Origin of the sequence: Corynebacterium occultum (assembly GCF_009734425.1) — a bacterium.
GTDB classification, from domain to species: Bacteria; Actinomycetota; Actinomycetes; order Mycobacteriales; family Mycobacteriaceae; genus Corynebacterium; species Corynebacterium occultum.
This window is the reverse complement of sequence record NZ_CP046455.1, coordinates 1,772,822-1,793,785: the sequence shown is the minus strand read 5'-3', so window position 1 is coordinate 1,793,785 and position 20,964 is coordinate 1,772,822. Positions and strand designations below refer to the sequence as shown.

At 59.9% G+C, this 20,964-nt stretch carries 12 protein-coding genes and 4 pseudogenes; 9 read left to right on the top strand and 7 right to left on the bottom strand.

The genetic code is table 11. The features are described from left to right. Positions 1-131: 131 nt before the first annotated feature. Positions 132-1,334, bottom strand: a pseudogene (locus tag COCCU_RS08365) (IS3 family transposase). A gap of 37 nt (positions 1,335-1,371) precedes the next feature. Between COCCU_RS08365 and COCCU_RS08360 the strand changes: the two are divergent. The 4 genes and pseudogenes from COCCU_RS08360 to COCCU_RS08345 form a co-directional block, all read left to right on the top strand. Next, positions 1,372-1,719: pseudogene (locus tag COCCU_RS08360) on the top strand (transposase); the annotation flags it as partial. Positions 1,720-2,074: 355 nt separating this feature from the next. Next, a complete protein-coding gene (locus tag COCCU_RS08355) occupies positions 2,075-2,293 on the top strand; it encodes a hypothetical protein (RefSeq protein WP_156231083.1) in 219 nt (72 codons plus the stop codon). A 151-nt stretch (positions 2,294-2,444) separates the two neighbouring features. Next, positions 2,445-3,145 (top strand): annotated as a pseudogene (locus COCCU_RS14685) (IS1380 family transposase); the annotation flags it as partial. Next, positions 3,131-4,337 (top strand): annotated as a pseudogene (locus COCCU_RS08345) (IS3 family transposase); the annotation flags it as partial. The pseudogenes COCCU_RS14685 and COCCU_RS08345, both read left to right, overlap by 15 nt. A 292-nt stretch (positions 4,338-4,629) precedes the next feature. On the opposite strand, the gene hrpA reads toward COCCU_RS08345, so the two are convergent. Then, positions 4,630-8,535: an ATP-dependent RNA helicase HrpA gene (hrpA, locus tag COCCU_RS08340; RefSeq protein ID WP_156231081.1), complete on the bottom strand. Its 3,906-nt coding sequence runs from the start codon at positions 8,533-8,535 to the stop codon at positions 4,630-4,632. A 136-nt stretch (positions 8,536-8,671) separates the two neighbouring features. On the opposite strand from hrpA, the gene COCCU_RS08335 reads away from it, so the two are divergent. After that, the gene (locus COCCU_RS08335) at positions 8,672-9,748 is read left to right on the top strand and encodes a DUF2189 domain-containing protein (RefSeq protein WP_156231080.1); all 1,077 of its coding nucleotides are present in this window, start codon (positions 8,672-8,674) and stop codon (positions 9,746-9,748) included. Positions 9,749-9,916: 168 nt separating this feature from the next. On the opposite strand, the gene COCCU_RS08330 is transcribed toward COCCU_RS08335, so the two are convergent. After that, positions 9,917-10,900 (bottom strand): hydrogen peroxide-inducible genes activator, encoded by a 984-nt coding sequence (locus tag COCCU_RS08330; protein ID WP_156231079.1) that lies wholly within the window; start codon positions 10,898-10,900, stop codon positions 9,917-9,919. Positions 10,901-11,100: 200 nt separating this feature from the next. Between COCCU_RS08330 and COCCU_RS08325 the strand changes: the two genes are divergently transcribed. From COCCU_RS08325 to COCCU_RS08315, 3 genes are all read left to right on the top strand, one after another. After that, entirely contained in the window at positions 11,101-11,697 is a 597-nt protein-coding gene (locus tag COCCU_RS08325) for a peroxiredoxin (protein WP_156231078.1), read from the top strand. Beyond that, positions 11,697-12,221, top strand: a complete 525-nt coding sequence (locus COCCU_RS08320) for a carboxymuconolactone decarboxylase family protein (RefSeq protein ID WP_156231077.1) — start codon at positions 11,697-11,699, stop codon at positions 12,219-12,221. Before COCCU_RS08325 ends, COCCU_RS08320 begins: the two co-directional genes overlap by 1 nt. A gap of 673 nt (positions 12,222-12,894) precedes the next feature. Beyond that, positions 12,895-13,608 carry a hypothetical protein gene (locus COCCU_RS08315; RefSeq protein ID WP_156231076.1) on the top strand — a complete coding sequence of 238 codons (714 nt, stop codon included), beginning with the start codon at positions 12,895-12,897 and terminating at the stop codon, positions 13,606-13,608. A 163-nt stretch (positions 13,609-13,771) separates the two neighbouring features. Here the strand turns inward: COCCU_RS08315 and COCCU_RS08310 are convergent, their stop codons facing one another. From COCCU_RS08310 to COCCU_RS08300, 3 genes are all read right to left on the bottom strand, one after another. Further along, on the bottom strand, positions 13,772-14,347 hold the full coding sequence (locus COCCU_RS08310; RefSeq protein ID WP_156231075.1) for a PepSY domain-containing protein: 576 nt from the start codon (positions 14,345-14,347) through the stop codon (positions 13,772-13,774). Between the two features lie 197 nt (positions 14,348-14,544). Further along, complete coding sequence (locus COCCU_RS08305) at positions 14,545-17,091, bottom strand: DEAD/DEAH box helicase (RefSeq protein WP_197088318.1); 2,547 nt, start codon at positions 17,089-17,091, stop codon at positions 14,545-14,547. Positions 17,092-17,200: 109 nt separating this feature from the next. Continuing rightward, complete coding sequence (locus COCCU_RS08300) at positions 17,201-18,286, bottom strand: PAC2 family protein (RefSeq protein ID WP_156231073.1); 1,086 nt, start codon at positions 18,284-18,286, stop codon at positions 17,201-17,203. A gap of 391 nt (positions 18,287-18,677) precedes the next feature. Here COCCU_RS08300 and COCCU_RS08295 point away from each other — a divergent pair, with 391 nt between their 5' ends. Continuing rightward, entirely contained in the window at positions 18,678-19,838 is a 1,161-nt protein-coding gene (locus COCCU_RS08295; protein WP_197088317.1) for a DUF4192 domain-containing protein, read from the top strand. A gap of 114 nt (positions 19,839-19,952) precedes the next feature. Here the strand turns inward: COCCU_RS08295 and galE are convergent, their stop codons facing one another. Beyond that, positions 19,953-20,942, bottom strand: coding sequence for a UDP-glucose 4-epimerase GalE (gene galE / locus COCCU_RS08290; protein ID WP_156231071.1), 990 nt, complete (start codon positions 20,940-20,942; stop codon positions 19,953-19,955). Positions 20,943-20,964 lie beyond the last annotated feature (22 nt).

The window sequence follows — 20,964 nt, the reverse complement described above, 5'->3', positions numbered from 1 at the left end:
CCGAAAAGTTGGGTGGGGAGCCGTGAAGCCTCAGTTTTTCATCATCCCGATGGCTGCTGTGTGTCGACGTTCGCGGGCCGTCTCGAACTGCGCTCGTCAAGTTTTTGAGACAGCTTGATTGATTTTTCTTCTTACGCTGCTGCTAATCCATACTGCTGTTGATACGAGGCCAAAGCATTCGCCGGCGACAGTCCCTGGTTATTACTGTGAGGCCGGCGCCGGTTGTACCATCCCTCGATATAGTCCATCACCGCGGTCCGGGCTGACAGGTGATTCTTAAAGTCATAATGGCGATACATTTCGGTCTTTAGGTGAGAGAAGAAATTCTCCGCCACTGCGTTATCCCAGCACACCCCGGTCACTCCCATCGACTGGGTGATCTTATTGCCGGCACACCACGTCTGAAATTCCCCGGAGGTGTATTGAGATCCTCTATCCGAGTGAAAAATTGCACCCTCGGGATGAAGACGCCCATGATCACGGGCCATGGCCAACGCATTGGTAATCAATGGTGTGCGCATGTTTGAATCCATCGACCATCCCACCACCATTCGCGTGGCCAAATCGATCACAGTGGCCAGATATAGCCACCCTGAGCCAGTCTTTAGGTAGGTGATGTCACCAACGAGCCTGGTCCCAGGCACGGTAGCGATAAAGTCTCGTTTCCCGTGGCTGTCGATCATATGATTTTTAATATGCTCAGTCCGGGCTGCTGGGTCGTTGACCGTGGTGTTCTTCCAGGCACGCATCGCCCCTGGCACGCAGTCCTAATTCGTTCATAATTGCCCCCACGGTCCCAATGGACACTTTGACACCCCGTTGGTTGAGCAACGTGGTCAGCTGATCCCTGCCAGCCATGTGGTTACTGGTTTCAAACTCCTGGGCGACCTCGTCCTTGAGCTTCACATGCCTTGTGGCTGTGGGAGTCAGGCCCCCAGGCTTAGCCCAGCGGTAATACGATGCCCGGGATACACCCAACTTCCTGCACATCCAGGTAATAGGAAAGACGGCCTTCTCCTGCTCGATGAACGCATAGAAATCTTCTACAGGTGCTTCGCGGCAAAGAAGGCGCTGGCTTTTCCCAAGAACTCATTTTCTCGTTTCAACGCAGCGTTTTCTGCCTGCAGGGCCTTGTATTTCGCCCATTCAACTGGGCCTGGTTCATCCACACCAGCATCAGGGTGTTCAGTCTTCCAGGCTCTCACCCACGCACCCAGTGTTCCTTCTTTGATGCCTAACTCGGTGGCCACTTCTTTGATGGAGCACCCAGATGACACGACGAGTTGCACAGCTCCTGCTTTGAACTCTTCGGTGAAGATGCGGCGATTCGACATGGCACTAATTCTCCTAGACCCTGTCTCAAATCACCATACGGGCGCAGTGGATCTGTTGCGGTTGGCGTGGCAGAACACCGAGACCATCATCGAGGCACTTACCACCTTGGTGGGCAGGTATCCGGGTAAGAAGATTACCGTGGTGTGGGATAACGCGAGGTGGCACAGGTCAAAGAAGCTCCGCGAGCACCTGGGCGAAGGCACTGCGTTGGCTAACGTGCACCTGGTGTGGTTGCCACCGTATGCCCCGGATCATAATCCGATTGAGAAGGTGTGGAATGAGGCGAAAGCAGCGATCAGTAACCATCAGCGATTAGTCTTCGAGGACACCTGTATCGGGTTTGAGACGTTTATTGCGTCATTGACTTTTTCCTACCAGATCTGAGCTGGTGGGTGAAGCTTTTGTTTTGAGAGAGCTATAGCTTTTAAGGAGGGTGATTTCCTCGCTGGTAAGGGCAATCTTGAGGGATGCGACCATAGGTGAAAAGTCAACAACCCCGGTGGGGTGGATCAGTGGTCAAACACGCGCATCAGGAAGCTTTTGTTTTGAGAGAGCTATACGATGGCGAGCAAGGCAGACATCGCGTGTTACCTCGCGATCGCAGGCATGGCGCTCGGAACTATCGGCTTTATCGTGGCCACGGCAGGAACTGCCGCAGCATTCGATTTTGCTGGCACGAGTTATGTTGTCTCCGTGGGAGGAGTGGTCTTTGGCTGCGAATAGAGAAGAGGGTTAAAAGGTGGGAAGTAAAAAAGAAGCTGAGGGATCAGACCGCTCTGGTACAGCTTTGCTCAAAGCAGGTTTGTTTATCTCAACCGCTGGCCTGATCCTGTTGGTTGTCCGTCTTATGCTGGGGGACACCACGACCTTTGGTCTCCTTTCTAATGCACTGATCATCATTTCCGGAGTTGTCATTGCATGGAAATCGCTGCGCCGTGTCGTGCAAAAAAGTCAATAGCCGGTTAGTGAGAACGCGGCAATAGTTAAGCCCGGATCCACCGATGCAGTCCGGTCGGTAACGGCGTGGGAATAAGGGAAATGCCCTTCTGAACTGGGATAATACGACTTTTCTAAGGTCCGTATCCCCAATCCAGGAGGGCATCTCGTAGGTGCAAGTATCTTATACCCCCAAAACCTGTCAGTCGTCATTCGTCGACCCCCACCTCGTGTCGACCACCAGGCTGGTCCCGATCATGCGACTAGCCGATGATGCGAGCCTGCGCACGTTGTTTCAAGACCTGCTGAGTGTGCCCAGCGACAAAGGCGCGAATGCTGGTACCAAGATCGCCACCCTTGTCGCGGGCATGATCGCCGGTGCTGACTCGATCGATGACATGGATCAGCTCACTCTCCGGCGGCATGAGCAGACTCTTCACGCGGATGTGCGCCCCCTCAACACTGGGCTCGTTTCTGCGGTCGTTTACGTTCGGCCACATCCGCCAACTCGACGCGGTGGCTGCCCGGTTCCTGGCGGGTCTGACCGAACAGTGCATAAGCACTGGTCCTTACCGGTACTTCTACCAGTTATTATGCGACACCATCTATCGAGGTCCACGGCCATGCCACACGAGGCTCCGGCTTCGGATACTCAGGGGTCCGCGGACTCAACGCGCTGTTGGCCACAGTGTCCACGAAGGACTGCGCCCCGGTGGTCATGGCCCAGCAGCTGCGGAAAGGATCGTGTGGATCCCCATGCGGGGCCGGGCGTCTGATCGCTGATGCGGTGGACACCACCAGACGACTATCCGACCTGACGGACCGAAAGCTCCTGGTCCGGGCGTATTCCGCACGCTACGTGCACCCCAGTATCGGGCCCGAGTTCAAGCGCGACGCTGTCGCGCTCTACGAGAACTCCCCAGGTGCCTCGCTCAAGACCATCGCCGTGGACCTCGGCATCAACCGCGCCACCCTGCATAATTGGTTAAAGGAATATGGCACCGGGGCCCGCACCAAGATCAGCTCTCAAAGTTCACCCTCGCCGGCCTCAATAACTGAAGCTGAGCGGATCAGACAGCTGGAACGGGAAAACGCCCGCCTTCGGGAAGAGCGCGATATCCTGCGAAAGGCGGCCAAGTATTTTCCCGGCAAGAGACGAGACTTGTGACCGCTCTTCCGGTTCGTTGATGACACCCAGAAGAACCATTCGGTTAAGCGGATATGCGAGGTCCTGAAACTCAACAGGTCCTCGTATTACACATGGAAAAACAGCAGCTCAGTCCGGAGAAAACGACTTATATCCGACGCCATCCTCGGTGCCCGGGTCAAGACGGTCTTCACCGCCGAAAAGGGTTGTTATGGGGCCAAACGGATCACGGCTGAACTCAAAGACCAGGTTGATCAGGCCCCTGTGAACCACAAGCGCGTCGCACGAGTGATGCGGTCATTGGAGCTGTTCGGGTATTCGAAGAAACGCAAGGTCATCACCACCGTGTCGGACAAAACCAAGACAGTGTTCCCTGATCTCGTGGGCCGAAAATTCACCGCCGACAAACCGAATCAGGTGTACGTCGGCGACATCATGTACCTGCCGATCGCTGATGGGTCGAATATGTACCTGGCCACGGTCATTGACTGTTATTCTTAGCAAGGTTGGTGGGCTTTATCTATCGCAGACCACATGCGTACCTCCCTGGTGCAGGACGCGCTAAAAATGGCTAAGGGCCAGCGTGGAAACCTCACGGGTGCAATTTTCCACTCCGATCACGGCAGCGTTTATACCTCTCATGCGTTCCAGGACACCTGTAAGGACCTGGGGATCGAGGGCAGTCGATGGGATCCATTGGCGCCAGTGCTGGCAATGCGCTCGCGGAGTCTTTCAATGCCGCGCTGAAGCGGGAAGTTCTCCAGGATTCCAAAACGTTTAAGAATCAATTGCTCTGCCGGAGGGACGTGTTCCGCTGGTGTACGTAGTTCACAACACGGTGCGTCGGCATTCCTGGTGTAGATATCTCGCTCCTGCGGTGTTTGAGGAGCGTGGTTCTGTTATCCTGAGATCTGCTTCCTGCTTAAAACCCAGCGTCTACTATCCGGGGGTCGGGCCCTTGGAGTCCTACACCCGGTTCGTGGACAAGAGAGTTTCCTCACTGCCGGGGATTCAGCGGATCAACTCCACGCTGGTGACCAAGAACATCGTCATCGACCGCGCTTACCCGACCGACTAATTTTTCTTTGCCACCTGTCCTCGCAGGACTGTATCCTCCCAGCGTCGCGACAGCACCCCTCCTGAGTGTGTGGAAAAACCCCTGGGGCAGATGGAAAATCTGCCCCAGGGGTTGAGCCCTTTAAGCTCCACCCTTATTGGAGCTTGTCGATAGCCTTCTGGATACGGCGTTCAGATACCGGTTGGGCGGTACCTAAGCGTTGGGCGAAGAGACTGACCCGCAGTTCCTCGATCAACCAGCGGATATCCTTGACATCGCGCATCTTTTCCCGACCCCGGGGAAGCTTCTGAAGTTTCCGGTTCAGGTAGTCATTGATGCCGTCGATGATGTCCTGCCGGTCGGCATCCTTGTCCGGATCCCGCGGCATCTCCTCCAACCGGATCTGCATTGCCTGCAGATAACGGGGGAGGTGGCGCAGGTGTGACACCCCGTGCACGCTGATCGCCTGCGGGGGGAGCAGGAAACTCAACTGGGCCTTCATGTCCTCAATGGCCTCGCCGGTCCATTCCTGCAGTTCCTGCCGGAGGTTGGCATAGTTGACCAGTCCTGGTGCCAGTGCGACGATGGTTCGTCGGACTTCCCCAGGTACTTCAGGAGCAACCTTGCCCTTCAGTTGCTGGAAGCGCTCCGGATCGCGCACCGGACCACCATGGCGCAGCATGCCGTCCCGGATGGCGGCGATGCGGGCATCTTCAACCAACCCATCCGGGCCACCGTGCGGATAGTTGTCCACCGCGACGCGCTGCTGCAATGACAGCCCCTTGGTCATCTGCCTGGGGTTGACGCTGATCTCGCGCATCAACAGGGTCAGGGTGGCGGTCATCATGGAGGCATCTGCCTGCGCCTTGGTGGGCATGACTTTGACCGCGACACCCTCCGGAGTGGCCACCAGCGAAGGGTATGTGGTGACTTCATGCCCGTCGATCTTGGTGGTGACCTCCGGAGCGAGCACGCCGAGGGAATCCTGGGTCCATTCCTTGGCACTGGCGGTCTCTGCCTGGCGGCTGGCCTTGGACAGTGAGGAACGGATCTGGCCGGCCCGACGTTCCCGTAGGGCCGCGAGGTTTTTGTCGGTATCGGTGATTTTTCCGCGTTTATCGACGGCCGCGTAGGTCATGCGCAGATGTGGGGGCAGCGTAGTGGGCCGGAAATCCTCAGTGTTGATGCCGGTGCCACCGAGACCACGCAGTGCGGTGGCAAGCTGCTCCGTCACCGGGCTGAGGTAGGGACGCAGCACCGGCAGTGCCCGGGAGGCGAACTCCGGTGCCGGCACCACGGTGCGTCGCAATGCCTTGGGTAGGGAGCGGATCAACTCGGTCAGCAGCTCCTCCCGCAGACCCGGTACCAGCCAATCGAAACCCTCAGTGTCCATGCCTGCCAGCATCGGCACCGGGATCTCCACGGTCACGCCATCCTGGGGATGTCCGGGTTCGAAACGGTAGGAGAGGGGATAGTCGATATCACCCTTGCGCCAGGTGTCGGGGAAAGCTTCCTCGGTGGCATCCTCGGCATCCCCTCCGATCAGGGCTGCCGGATCAAAGTCCAGCAGGTTGGGGTTCTGCCGACTCTCCTTCTTCCACCAGGAATCGAAATAACCGCCGGTGGTGACGTCCGCGGGGATGCGGGTGTCATAGAAATCGAAGAGCGTATCTTCATCGGCGACAATGCCACGACGTCGCAGACGTTCCTCGATCTCAGCGGCATTTTCCAGCTTGTCCTTGTTCTCGTGGAAGAACTTGTGGTGGGTGTTCCAATCACCCTCCACCAGGGCATGCCGGATGAAAAGATCGCGGGCGGCCTCCGGATCAACCTGGTGGTAGGGCACCAGCCGGTCGGCGATGATGGTCACGCCATAAAGGGTGGATCGCTGATAGGCCATGGCTGCGGTGCGCTTGGCCGACCAGTGCGGCTCCGAGTACTGGTGTTTGAGCAGGTCGCTGGCGAGTTTCTCCACCCAGACCGGCTCAATCTTGGCGACGTCCCGGGCCCACAGCCTCGAAGTCTCCACCAGCTCGGCAGCCATGAGGAACTGCGGCGGTTTCTTCGCCAGGGAGGAGCCGGGGAAAACCATGAAGGTGGTGCCGCGGGCACCCTGGAACTCGCGGGTGTCCCCCTTGCGGACACCGATCTGGGAGAGCAGGCCGGCCAGCAGGGAACGGTGGATGGCATCCGGATCGCGTTCCCCCACCACCTCATCAGGGGCGGACCAACCCAGCTGGCGGGAGACCTCTCGGAGCTGTCGGGCCAGGTCGCGCCACTCCCGGATACGCATGTAGTGCAAGAATTCCTTCTTCATCTGCTTCCGGAAGGCATTGCCGCTCATGTCATCACGCTGGGTGAGGATATAGTCCCAGAGCTTCAGGAAGCTCATGAAGTCACTGCTGGTGTCCTTGAAACGGGCGTGCGCCTGATCTGCCTGGGCCTGGAACTCCAAGGGGCGTTCTCGCACATCCTGGATCGTCATCGCCGCGACGATGACGATCACCTCATGGAGCACCCCCAGACGCTGTGACTCCACCAGCATGCGGGCCATCCGGGGATCCACCGGGATCCGGGCCAGGTCACGGCCTACCGGGGTGAGCACCGGTTGCCCGTGGTTCTCCTTCTGCTCGATGGCGCCGAGTTCATGCAGCAGCAGGAGACCATCTCGGATGGCACGTTGCTCGGGCGGCTCAACGAAGGGAAATTCATTAATGTCACCCAGGTTCAGCGAGGCCATCTGAAGGATGACGCTGGCCAGGTTGGTGCGCAGGATTTCCGGGTCGGTGAACTCCGGCCGGGAGTTGAAGTTCTCCTCGGAGTAGAGACGGATGGCGATGCCGTCGGCGACACGACCCGAACGGCCGGAACGCTGGTTGGCGCTGGCCTGGGAGATCTCCTCGATGGGCAGTCGTTGCACCTTGGTGCGCACCGAATAGCGGGAGATTCGGGCGGTGCCGGTGTCGATGACATAGTGGATGCCCGGCACCGTCAACGAGGTTTCCGCGATATTGGTGGCCAGCACGATGCGCCTGCCGGAGTGTGGGGAGAAGACGCGGTGCTGCTCCTGGTTGGAGAGCCGGCCGAACAAGGGGGCAACCTGGACACCCCGCCAGCGGCGACCTTCGATGGCCTCCATGGCATCACGGATATCGCGCTCACCGGGGAAGAAGCAGAGAATATCCCCCTTACCCTCCTTCATCAGTTCCTCGATCGCCTCGCAGAGCCCATCAAGGGGGTCCTGATCGATGAGCTTTCCCGCAGCCTCGAATTGCAGGGGACGGTAGCGGATCTCCACCGGGTAGGTGCGGCCGGAAACCTCGATGATGGGGGCGGGATTGCCCTCGGTATCTGCGAAGTGCTCGGCGAAACGCTCCGGGTCAATTGTCGCGGAGGTGATGATCACCTTCAGGTCAGGCCGCTTGGGCAGCAGCTGCCGCAGGTAACCCAGGAGGAAGTCGATGTTGAGGGAGCGCTCATGGGCCTCATCGATGATGATGGTGTCATAGGCGTTGAGGAAGCGGTCCCGCTGCATCTCCGCCAGCAGGATACCGTCGGTCATCAGCTTCACCGCGGTGGTGGAAGAAACCCGGTCATCGAAACGGATGGCATAACCGATCGACTCCCCGATGCCCTGGCCCAGCTCATCGGCGATGCGCTCCGCGACGGTGCGGGCAGCCAGCCGGCGCGGCTGGGTGTGGCCGATGAAGCCCCGACGACCTCGGCCCAGCTCGAGGCAGATCTTCGGGATCTGGGTGGTCTTGCCGGAGCCGGTCTCACCGGCGATCACCACGACCTGGTTGTCGCGGATTGCTTCGGCGATGTCATCACGGCGGGCACTGACGGGCAGTGATTCCGGGAAGGTGATCTCGGGTACCGCGGCGTCGCGAAGCGCCACGCGGTCCCGGGCTGTGTCGATCTCGCGGCCGATCGCAGACAGCGCCTTCGGTGCGCGGGCCTTCTGGAGACGGCGGCGGAAATTGCGCTCATCGCTGAGGGAGACACCGTCGAGAAGCTCTAGGAGTTCCGGCTTGGACCGGGATTCAGGCGAAATAGTCATGTCAAACTTCAGAGTCTAGCGCTGAGCACCCAGAACCCGGCAGTCCCCAGGGGTGTTACCGGGTCTGCTGCAGCTGTTTGGGGCGGCAGGTAGGTTTGTCCGGGAGTACCTATTGCCGATTGGATGGACTGCGAAGATGACACAGCCCCCGAACCAGAACCCATACGGGGAAAACCCCGATGGGAACAACCGGGAAGAAAACCAGCGGAACCAGGATAACTCCGGATCCGCTTTTCCGCCTTACCCCTCAACACCGCACCCGGAAGATCAGCCGCAGGGCGGATATCCCGGCCAGGGAGCAGATGGCGGGGCCCTGCCTGGATACCAGGGTTATGGTGCGCAGAGCTACGGGTCGCAGCCCCAGCAGGGCTACCCGAGCTACGGCAATTATGGTCAGCCCGGCTATAACGAATACGCCCAGCAGGGTTATCCCCAGTACGGACAGCCGGGTGACCCGGAACTGGTGCGTGGCGACGGCCGAGTCGACATCATGATGGCGGTCCGTTTCGGTTTCAAGGCCACCTTCTCCAATGCATTGATCTGGCTCCTGGGCACCCTGATCTTCTTCATCGCCATCATCGCCCTTTCCATTGTGTCCTCCCTCATCGCCATCGACCCGAGCTCACCGACCGGGATCAACCCGACAATGATGGACATCTCCAGTTTCCTGATCTCCGCGGTGGCGCTCGTGATATCGGTGTTCATCTACACCGGTGCCCTCCGTCAGGTGGATAAACCGAAGATCCGGATCAGTGACTTCTGGGAGAATCTGCACTTCTGGCCGACCTTGGGGGTGGCGGTGCTCGTCGCACTCATCGGCGGTCTGATCGGCGGTGGCATCAGCGCCCTCATCATGGGACCCGGAATGATGGACCCGACCACCGTGGGCCCGGAGGAGATCGCGGGCATGTTCGGTGGACTGGCGCTGATGCTGCTGGTCATGATTCTGATCAGCCCGCTGACCTCATTCATGGTCTGGTATGCCGCGGATGGCCGCGAAGGGGTGTTCGGTGCCATCAAGTGTGGTTTCCGGGATGCCGCCCGTAACTATCTGCTGCTGCTTGCTTTCATGGTGGTCACCGGAATCCTGATCATCGTGGCTGCGGTGATCACCTTCGGCCTGGTCCTCCTGATCCTGATGCCGGTCTACATGCTGGCCCTGGCCCATATCTACCGTCAGATCGCGGGTGAGCCCTACCAGATCATCCGCTAACCTGTTCCTCCAGGAGCGGGTATAAGTAATCCCTCTGCCGCTGAACCCGATCAGGTTCAGCGGCAGAGGGATCTTTTCATTGTGGGGCCCAGGGTTTAAGCGGAGTGGGTGCTGGGGGACTCCTGGCACCTGCGCCAGTTCTGGTACAGGTGTGCCAGTCGGCGGCTTTTAATGGGCGGCGGCGGTGACGCGGGGGGTCTTTCCCAGCACATCAAGGCCAGCATCCCGCGTCTTCTCGAAGGCTGCGGTGATGATCTCGCCCATGGCCTGGAAGTCTTCGGCGCGGGAACTGGAGTTGCGGTAGACCAGTCCGATGTGACGCTCGGCGATCACATCCTTGCTGAAGGAGGCGGTGGCCAGCCCTGGGCGACGACACTCACCATCCACCGCACTCATAGGCACCAGGGTGGTTCCCAGCCCGCCGATGACCAGCTGCATGACGGTGGTCAGGCTGGCGGCACGGGTGACTGCGGAGGCGGTCTTGGAGAGATTGACATCAGCGCGGCGGCAGAGGTCGAGGATCTGGTCGTGGAGGCAGTGCCCGTCATCCAGCAGGAGCAGATCCAGATCCTGGAGGGTGTCCAGTCCCAGATCGCGGGCACCTGCCAGGGGGTGTTCGGCTGGTACGACGATGGTGAACTCCTCCCGGTAGAGCGGCAGGTCGACCATGCCATTGGCCTCGGAGGGCAGTGCCATCAGGGCGACATCGATCTGGCCGTCACGCAGCTGCTGGAGCAGGTGGCGGGTCTGGTCCTCGACGAAACGGGGTTCCAGCTCCGGGTACTCCACCTTGATGGAGGGCAGCAGCTGGGGGAGGAGGTAGGGGGCGATGGTCGGGATGACACCCAGGGTGAGGGGGCCACTGAGGGTGCCGTTGGCGCCACGGGAATGAGCGAGGAAGGCATCTGCGGCATCGAGGGTTGCCTTGGCATAGGGGAGGAGTTCCTCGCCAGCTGTGGTAACAATCACTTTTCGGGTGGAGCGCTCTATCAGCTGGACTCCCAGCCCTGTTTCGAGGGCGACCAGAGCCTGGGAAAGGGAAGGCTGGGAAATGCTGAGTTTGCTGGCAGCGGTGCCAAAATGCTTGTTTTCTGCGATGGTTACGAAGGTGCGTAACTGGGCAAGCGTCGGGCGATACTCCTTATTGTTCATGCCTATTACTATACATATAACTAAGTTGTCCTAGCTATTGACCTTTGAAGAATTCTTAGGCATAATGGAGTGGTCGCTGAAAAGCCCCTCGTGTCACCTATAACTGCTGGTGGCCGGGATTTTTTGGTGCGTCCGGCACTATTCGTCGGAAGGTGCGGTTTTGCACTGGTCTCACGTTCACTGATTTTGAGGAGATATCCATGGCAATTTTGACTGTTGGCGAGAAGTTCCCTGAGTTCCAGCTCACCGCTCTGAAGGGTGGCGATCTGCACGAGGCTAACGCTCAGAGCCCGGAAGATTACTTTGAGACTGTTTCCCTGGACAAGTACGAGGGCAAGTGGAAGATCGTCTTCTTCTACCCCAAGGACTTCACCTTTGTCTGCCCCACCGAGATCGCCGCTTTCGGCAAGCTCGATGAGGAGTTCCAGGACCGCGACACCCAGGTTCTGGGTGGCTCCGGCGACAATGAGTTCGCTCACTTCAACTGGCGTGCAACCCACCCGGAGCTGAAGGACGTTCCCTTCCCGATGTTCGCTGATGTCCGTCACGACCTGATGCGCGCCCTGGGTGTCGAGAACACCGGTGGCGTTGCAGACCGCGCAACCTTCATCATCGACCCGGATGGCATCATCCAGTTCGTTTCCGTGACCCCGGATGCCGTCGGCCGTAACGTCGACGAGGTTCTGCGTGTCCTCGATGCTCTGCAGTCTGAGGAAGTTTGTGCTTGCAACTGGCAGGCCAACGACCCGACCAAGAACATCAACAAGATGGATGTCGTCCAGGAGTCGCTCAAGTAATGTCCATCGAAAACCTTCGTTCCAACCTTCCTGAGTATGCCAAGGACCAGAAGCTGAACCTCGGTTCGCTGACCCGGTCCACCGAACTCAGCGAGCAGCAGCTCTGGGGCACCCTGCTTGCTTCCGCAGCAGCAACCCGCAATGACACCGTGCTTTCCGAGATCGCCGAAGAGGCCAAGGAGCACCTGTCCGAGGAGGCTTTCGAGTCTGCCCTCGGTGCTGCCACCGTCATGGCGATGAACAATGTCGCTTACCGCGCCAAGGGCTGGCTCGGTGATGATTTTGCACAGGTCAAGTTCGGCCTGCGCATGAACATCATCTCCAAGCCTGGCGTTGAGAAGGCGGACTTCGAACTGTGGTCCCTCGCTGTCTCCAGCATCAACGGCTGTGAGCACTGCCTGGTCGCCCACGACAAGACCGTGCGCGAAGAGGGGCTGACCAAGGAACAGGTCTGGGAATCCGTCAAGATTGCCTCTGTCGTCCAGGCCATCGCCCAGGTCGTTCAGGTTGAGGCTGCTCGCTAAGCTTGTGCTTATCGAAGCTCACTGAACTCCAGTACTTCTGATCGCCGCCACCCTTCGGGATGGCGGCTTTCTGCATTCCATCCCTTCTTGACTTGAAAATTCCTGACCCTTTTGGGAAGGACGCGAAAATCGGGTTATAGGAAAACGGGGGAGAGACTCACCTCGTGCACCGTGGCGCTTCAAAATCCACGTCCGGAACAACCACGCTGTTGCATCATCTCCGGGGAGGGGGAGCGTTCCTCCACTGGGTGGTGCGTTAAACCTCATCCACCTTGTGGGATGAGGGAAGTCCCGGGGGGTGCGCATTCCACCTACGTCGATATTTGGCAGCCATCACCTGCCCACTGCCGTCATGCAGTCCACCGCCGGCGGCATTATCGATGTCCGGGTCATTCTTTGGCCCCGGCGAGCCCGGGGGCGGCACTATAGTGAGCTGGGTGGGTCTGTCAGTTCCGGAAATTTTCTCGAACTCCCGTGCCGGTGAAGATACGGTGATGTCTGGGCTCTCTGATGTGCTGAGTTCATGATGTCCGCCACTGATAGTTCTTCAACCCGCAGCCCGCTGAAGGGATATTCAGTCTGGGCTTTTGATCCGGTCACTCTCCGGCTGGCCGCAGCAGCTCTTCCCAGGGAGATAAGCTTTCCCCAAGCTCTGCACGGAACGCTGCCCCCGGTGCTATCCCATCTGGCCCACATGGATGTCTCCCCGGAGAAAGTACTCGTCTCCATCGACACCGGTCATCTGAGCTGGCCTGAATCTCTCCATCCAGAGGCCACGGAGTTCATCGGCTACCAGGGAGAAGAACACTATGGTGTCCAGCTGGATGAGGTGGAGGTGGCGTTTATCGACGGCCGTCCGCTCACCTGCCTGCCGATGCGCACCGCCGCCGGTGATCCCCTGAACCTCTGGGTTCATGAGCTTGCTGAGGAACCCGGTGAGCAACTCGACGGTTTTGAGCTGGTCACCACCGCTCGGGGGCTGATGGAAGGGTGGTGCTCACTTTCCCTCAACGAAAGCATGGTGGTCATTCCGGCTCTCCAGATGAGTTATCACGCCGAGATCCACGGCCTGGGTGTACCCACCCAACAAAGATTCGTGATTGCCCTGGATGAGAGCGGCGCCCGGGTGATCACCGAAGTGCTCATGTGCACCGGTGTCCCGGATTTCGAGGCGCAACCTGAACCCGTGGTATTCGGGGTCTGTGGCCCCCTCATGATGTGGTTCAGCGAAAAAGGTGCTGACCTGCCCTTTACGGTGCAGGTCAGCAGCGGTGCAGCATGGCTTGAGCCGGGGCAGGAGGTTGATCTTCACGGTCTTGACACCCCGCCCTGCCAGGACATCAGTCCTTGGATGGGGCCGGAAATATCAGGCCAACGCTCCCATTAGCGCCCCCCGGTTAGCTGCTGCACAATCTGGACACAGCAGCAGCGACACTGGGGAAGCCGCCGAAGCTTTAAGTGCGGGTTTCCATAACGGATCCCCGAAATTTACCGGGATCCTTGACTCCCCGCGGAGTGACGCCCCGGAGTGACGCCCCAGGGGCGCTCCGCTAAGCCGGAATCCTCAGCTCGGTCAGATCATTGCGCTCCCCGTCATCGAGACTGATCTGCCACTGTAGGGTGCCGTTCTCCTCTTCGAGCTCGGCATCATCGAGAATCCCCTCGGGGTTCTGATCCAGCGCCTGGCGGATGGCGTCCTCGACGGTGACGGTGATGTTCTGTGCGTCGACTACCTCTTCATCCTCACGCTCCCGCTCATCTTCGCGCACGGTTCCATCAGTGTCGACCTTCAGCTCGATGAGCTCTTCGCCTGACACCAGGTCGATGTCGTAGATATCGGTGTCATCTTCCCGGTCGATCGAGATGATGATTCCACCGGAGTGCTCTGCCAGGGCAGCTGCGATTGCGTTGAACACCGGATCCTCCCCAGCCTGTTCATCGGCAGCAGTGGTGGTTGTGGTCTGTTCATCGGCGGTGGTCGGGGCCGCGGTTTCGCTTTCGGCTGGGGCTACGGTGGTGGTGGCCCCGTCTCCGGTGCCGCTTTCGTTGTCATCGGCGCAGGCGGAGAGGAACAGGCCGGCACTGAGTGCGACACCGACGGTGAGGATCTTGCGTGAGGTGATCATGGCTTAACTCCTATATGTCGAAATATCCGGCAGAAGGTGGTGTATCCCACAGTAGAGAAGTTTGCCGGAACTGGCAGGAGCCCTGATGGGGAGAGACATCCTCTGGGCAGTACCCAGCCACTCTTATCTCTCACCCCCTGGGAGACCTGGATAAGGTCTTCATCAATCTTTCCCGCACTCCCCGGTGTCTGGGTTTGTCAGCGCTGTTCCAGCTCCAGGCTGGACAATCTCACCTCTCCTGCATCATCGGAGGCATCAAGATCAACCGTGGCGATAAAGGCGAAGGAGTTGTCTCCCTCCGGATCCTTGATGATCTGCCGGGCTTTCCATTGTCGATCATTCTGCTCCAGCTGGAAATATTCCGTGCCGCGGGCCGCGGGGCCGGTGTCCAGATCGGAGTACTCATCGAAGTAGGCGTCCATGCCGGCTCCGAAATCCGGGATATCCGCTTTCTCGAGGTACTCCAGCATTTCCGCCAAGCGGTCTTCCTTCTCGAAGGCGAAGAGTTCGACAATGCGGAACATGAGATTGCGGACCATGATTTTGAAAGCCCGGGGGTTGCTGCTCAGTGCAGTCGGATCCTCCACTCCGAAAGCCAGCTCCTGGGCGAGGGCCTCCTTGGAGATCGGGGCATCAGGATCCGCCATCTGGGCCCACTCATCGACAAGGGAGGAGTCGACCTGTCGGACCACCTCACCCAACCAGACGATGATGTCCTCGAGCTCCTCATTGCGGTACTCCGGGGGCAGGGTGTGCTGGAGGGTGCGCCAGGCATCGGTGAGGTAGCGCAGCACCACACCCTCGGAACGGGCCAGCCCATAGGTGGCCACCAGGTCGGAGAAGGTCATGGCGTGCTCGATCATGTCCCGCACCACGGACTTCGGACTGATCTCGAACTCCTTGACCCAGGGGTGCCCCTCGGAAAAGGTCTCGAAGGCCTGATCCAGTTCCTCCCGCAACGGCATCGGCCAGGTGATCTCCTCCACGATGGCCATCCGCTCGGTGTAATCCACACCTTCGGCCTTCAGCGCCGCGATCTCCTCACCGCGCTCCACCTTCTGCTGGGCGATGAGCACCTGGCGGGGATCGTCCAGGATCGCCTCAAACACACTGATCACATCGAGAGTGTAGGTGTCGGACTCTTTATCCAGCAGGGACAGCGCGGCCAGGGCGAAGGGGGAGAGCGGCTGGTTCAGGGCGAAGTCACGCTGCAGATCTTCGGTCAGATGGTATTTCCGGCCCTGCGCATCGGTTCCCTCCTCGACACGCTCCACGATGCCGGCGTTGACCAGCCCCCGCAGCAGGTCGATCGTCTTGAGGATGTCCTGGTTCTGCTGGGTGCGGGTGTCATGGTTTTCGCGCAGCAACTTCTTCATGTGCTCATAACCGTCACCGGGGCGGGAGAGGACGTTGATGAGCATTGCATTCGAGACCTTGAACTGGGACTGCATGGATTCCGGTTCGGCGGTGATCAACCGTTCATAGGTTTTCTCGGTCCAGGTGGCTTCACCGGGGCGGGCTGACTTCTTGCGTAGCTTTTTGAGTTTCTTCGGATCGGCGGCCGCCCGCTGGCGCAACCGCCAATTCTCGATCTCATGCTCGGGGGCCTCGATGACCACGGTCCCGATGGTGTCATAGCCCGCACGTCCCGCACGGCCGGCAATCTGGTGGAACTCACGGGACTTCAACACCCGGGAGCGGGTGCCGTCATACTTGACCAGCCCGGTGAACAGCACCGTGCGGATCGGCACATTGATACCCACCCCGAGGGTGTCGGTGCCGCAGATGACCTTGAGCAGACCGGTCTGGGAGAGCTTCTCCACCAGGCGGCGGTACTTGGGCAACATGCCGGCATGGTGCACACCGATGCCCTTGCGGAGCAGTTTGGACAGCGTCTTGCCGAAGGTGGTGCTGAAACGGAAATCCCCGATCTCGGCGACGATCTTGGCCTTGGTGCCCTCATCGATGATCTTGATCGAGGTCATCGCCTGGGCGCGTTCAATGGCATCACGCTGCGTGAAGTGGACGATATAGATCGGCGCCTTAGCGGACTCCAGCAACTCCTCCACGGTTTCATGGACCGGGGTGTACACCCAGGAGAACTCCAGCGGAACGGGGCGCTCGGTGCCGGCCACCAGGTCGGTTGTCCGGCCGGTGCGCTCACTGAGATCCTTCTCCAAGAAGCTGGTGTCCCCCAGGGTGGCCGACATCAGCAGAAACTGCGCCTTGGGCAGCTCCAAGAGGGGAACCTGCCAGGCCCAGCCACGATCCGACTCGGAGTAGTAGTGGAATTCATCCATCACCACCTGATCGATCTTCGCCGCAGCACCGTCACGCAGGGCGATATTGGCGACGATCTCAGCGGTGGCGCAGATGATCGGGGCCGAACCGTTGACGGTGGCATCACCGGTCATCATGCCCACGGATTCCGGTCCGAAGATCTCGCAGAGGGAGAAGAACTTCTCACTCACCAGCGCCTTGATGGGTGCGGTGTAGAAGGAGCGTTGACCCCGGGCCATCGCGATGAAGTGTGCGGCATTCGCCACCATCGATTTACCCGACCCGGTCGGGGTGGCCAGGATGACATTATCACCAGCCAAAATGCCCAGGGCCGCCTCCTCCTGAGCAGGGTAGAGCGAGATGCCACGCTCCCGGGTCCAGGACAGGAATGAATCGAAGATCGACTCATCCAGCAGGGATTCAGGGACTTCCGACAGGTCAGGCAGCATCTGGGTTAGGTTCACACTTACCAAGGTAGCCGTTGCGCCGGAGCAAAGGCGACAGAACCCCGTGGGTGGTGGCGCCACCATCCGTGCCGCCACCACCCACGGGGTCTGAAGGAGGTGGGTTCAGTTAGTTTTCTTCTTCCTCCGACTTCGGATCAGCGTCCGGCTCACCCGAGGAATCGGAGGAATCTTCAGGCGCATTGTCCTCCTCATCGACGCTCTTCCACTGTTGCTCCACCTCCGGGCCTGAAACCTCAGGCCCGGCAGTAGGGGAGCCGGACTGGGGCATGGCGTCGTCAAGCCCAGCCAGGAACTGCTCGAACTGGGCACCGAGTTCCTCACCGCTGGGCATATCCTGGTCACCGGGTAGCGCTGCCTGGGGGTGATTGCGGCGGTAGCGCTCGAACTCTTCGTCATACTGCCGTTCCAGGGCATGAACGATCTGCTGGATCTCCCCGCTGTCCTCAACCTGCTCCACCAACTGGGTGGCAACGCGCCGGGCATCTGCCTCCAGCGCCAGCAGCGGTAACTGCAGGCCGGCGGTGCTAGCCACTGCCTCCAACAGCTTGAGGGTGGCATCCGGGTAAGGGGAGGCCGCCAGATAGTGCGGCACATGGGCGGTGTAACCGGCGACATTCAGTCCCCGGCGGTGCAGCTCACGCTCAATATGCAGGGAAGCGGAACCCGGAACCGTCATCTGGGTGTCGAATTTGAAGAGTTTGCCCACCAGCTCCTTGTTGTTGCCGTGGGCGGAGACCATCAGCGGGCGGGTGTGCGGCACCGTCATCGGGGCGGAGTAGAGGCAGATGGTCTGTTCCACATTGAATTTCTCCACCAGTCCCACCACCGCCTCGGTGAAGGCCTCCCAACGCAGATCCGGCTCCGGGCCAGACAGCAGCAGGAAGGACTTGCCCTCCCCATCACGCAGCACGCTCATGTTCAGGTGCAGCTTCTCCGCGGCGGAGATATGGTCAACATCAATGGTGACCGAAGGACGGCGGGAACGGTAATCGATCAGCTCATCATTATTAAAGGATGCGATGAGACGGTTGTCCAGCGCCGCCAGAAGGTGGCGCGAGCTGGCATCAACTGCGTGACCGGCATCGGCGTAACCCTGCAGGGCGATCACCAGGGTCGGCCCCTTCTGATCCTGACTCACCACCTCCGGTGACGGGTACTCCAGCTCGTACATGCGGCGAGAATTCTCCGACATGGTCATCCTCCTTATAACTTACGGTGAGTCTTGCGGCCCAGAGCTCTCCTGGGCTTCGCCGTGAAAATTACCGATCCGGGCCGAGTCGACTGCAATGAGTACGCGGCCGCTGGCCCGGTGGCTCCAAGTTGAGTTTCTTTGTATCAACTACAACAAATGTGCGGGAAGAATATTTCCGGATTCACCGGGGATATCCCTCCGCCCGCCTTTCCCGGGGTGGGAGACCTCTTCAGCGTTCTAGACATTCTAACCGAAGCAGTATCACAAGTGCGGGAGTGTCGCGCATGTCGGTCAGGGTGCGGCCTGTGGATAACTCGGTTAATCCACAGGTTCAAGCGCTTTTTATCCGGGTGGGAGGACAGCCTGGGTGAAGCCGATGATTATCAGGACCATGACATCCACACTGACGCAGTGCACACCTGCAGAACTCCTGGCCAACCTCCCCGGCATCCTCGGTTTCTTCCCTCGTGAATCCCTGGTTCTGACCACCTTCAACCAGGTCCCGAATTCCCGCCGTTACCTGCTTGGCCCGGTGATGCGACTGGACCTCGGTGACACCCAGGCACTGGAAGAGGTGGGACAGGTGCTCTCCCGTGAGGAACCCGATCTGGTCTTCGGTTTCCTCATCTCCACCGCGGAGGTCGAAGTGGTCGAGGACATGGCCCGGGACATCTTCGAGCGCAGCAACCGCGGACTCTTCGACATCAACGCCTGCTGGACCACCCGAGAGGTGCTCACCGGAGAGCCTTATCAACTGGTATTCGGCCCTGGGGAGGAGGAGCTCAGCCAGATTCTGAGGAATAATGATGACTGGCGAAATGGCCGCATCTCCCCGGTGTCCACCGCCATCGCCATGGAACCCCTGTTGCGTAACGGCCAGCTGCCCGAGCTCAACCGTGATGATGCCTTCGACTACTTCAACCGTTTCAACCCGCTTTTCGACGCCGCGGAAGCAGCCGCCCTGGAATCCTTTGCGGCCCGCCATGCCGCCGATCTCTGCGAACGCATCCAGCAGGAGGTGGAGAGCGGGGAAAGCGAAGCCCTGGGAGCCATCATCGCTGACTTCGCGCTGATCCTCGAGGAAAATGAGGAGACCGGCGCAGATGTTGAAACCCTCATGGCGACCGAGGAGCAACTGCTCACCGTCGCCATCTACCTCTCTGAGAGTCTGCTGCGTGATGCGGTGCTGGGGGTGGGGCTCAAGTACCGGCGATCCTCTCTGGCACTCGCCCTGGCGGTGGCGCGCACCTTCGGCGGCACCATTCGGGCGAATGCCCTTTCCTTCTATGCTGTGGTGGCGATAGGCGCTCAACTGTCCATGCAGGCGGTGCCGGCCCTGCTGGCTGCACAGAAGGAGGTCCCCGGGCATACTCTCAGTGCATTCCTGCTTGATGGGGCGCAGGTGGGGGCCCATGACGCCATCCTGGAGGCCACCCGCCGTGGCAGTGAGCTGGTGGCCGATAAGTATCGGGTTCCCGAGACGCTCCGGATGAAATTCACCGGGACCGATGAACCAGAGACGGATGGTGGGGAGGGACTCGCCGCCAGCTGAACAGGTCAGGGAGGGGGAGTGTCGAACCCCGGGAATCAGGGGAGAAAAACGCCCCGGAAGAATATCTCCGGGGCGTGCTGATCCCACATCATTTCAGGGCGGATTTTGGTTCAGCTACCGGACCCGGGCCGCGGAGTGGGCGCGATCCCCCAGCTCTCGGCTGAAATTCCAGGCATCCTGAACCACAGTGGCCAGGTCAGTGCGCGTGGGGTTCCAGCCCAGCTCGTGCTTGATCTTCTCGGAGGAGGCGATCAGAGTGGCCGGGTCGCCGGCACGACGTTCGGTGATCTCCGCCGGGATGGGGTGCCCGGTGACCTTGCGGCACATCTCGATCACCTCGCGAACGCTGTAGCCGTCACCGGAACCCAGGTTGTAGATCCGGTGGGTGCCCGGCTGGTTGGTCTCCAGGGCCAGGACATGGGCGTCAGCCAGGTCCCGGATGTGGATATAGTCCCGGACCGGGGTGCCGTCGGCTGTGGGCCAGTCATCCCCGAAAATGAAGATCTTCTCGCGGTGGCCCAGGGCAACCTGGAGCACCAGCGGAATCAGGTGGGTCTCGACCTCGCGGTTCTCACCGATGGAGCCATAGGCGCCGGCCACATTGAAGTAGCGCAGACTGGTGGCGCCGATCCCATGGGCATGGGCGTAGGAGGTGATGGCGTGGTCGATGGCCAGCTTGGTGGCACCGTAGGGGTTGGTGGGTGCGGTGGGCATGTCCTCGGTGATCGGCACCTGCTCCGGCTCGCCATAGGTGGCGGCGGTGGAGGAGAACACCAGGTTGGGCACCCCATTCTCACGCATGGCATCAAGCAGAGCCAGCGAACCGAGCACATTGTCCTGCCAGTAGATTTCCGGCTTGAGCACTGATTCACCGACCAGGGAACGGGCGGCAAAGTGGATCACGCCCTCAATTCCACCGCGGCCGAGGACCTCGGCCGCCTTTTCCCGGACACTACCTTCGACGAGTTCTGCCTCGGCCGGGATCGCCTCCCGGTTTCCGGTGCTGAGGTCGTCAATGATGATGACCTCATGACCGTGTTCGACGAGTACGGCGGCGCAGACGCTGCCGACATAACCAGCTCCACCGGTGACCAGGAGTTTCACGCTTTCCAACTTTCCTTAATGA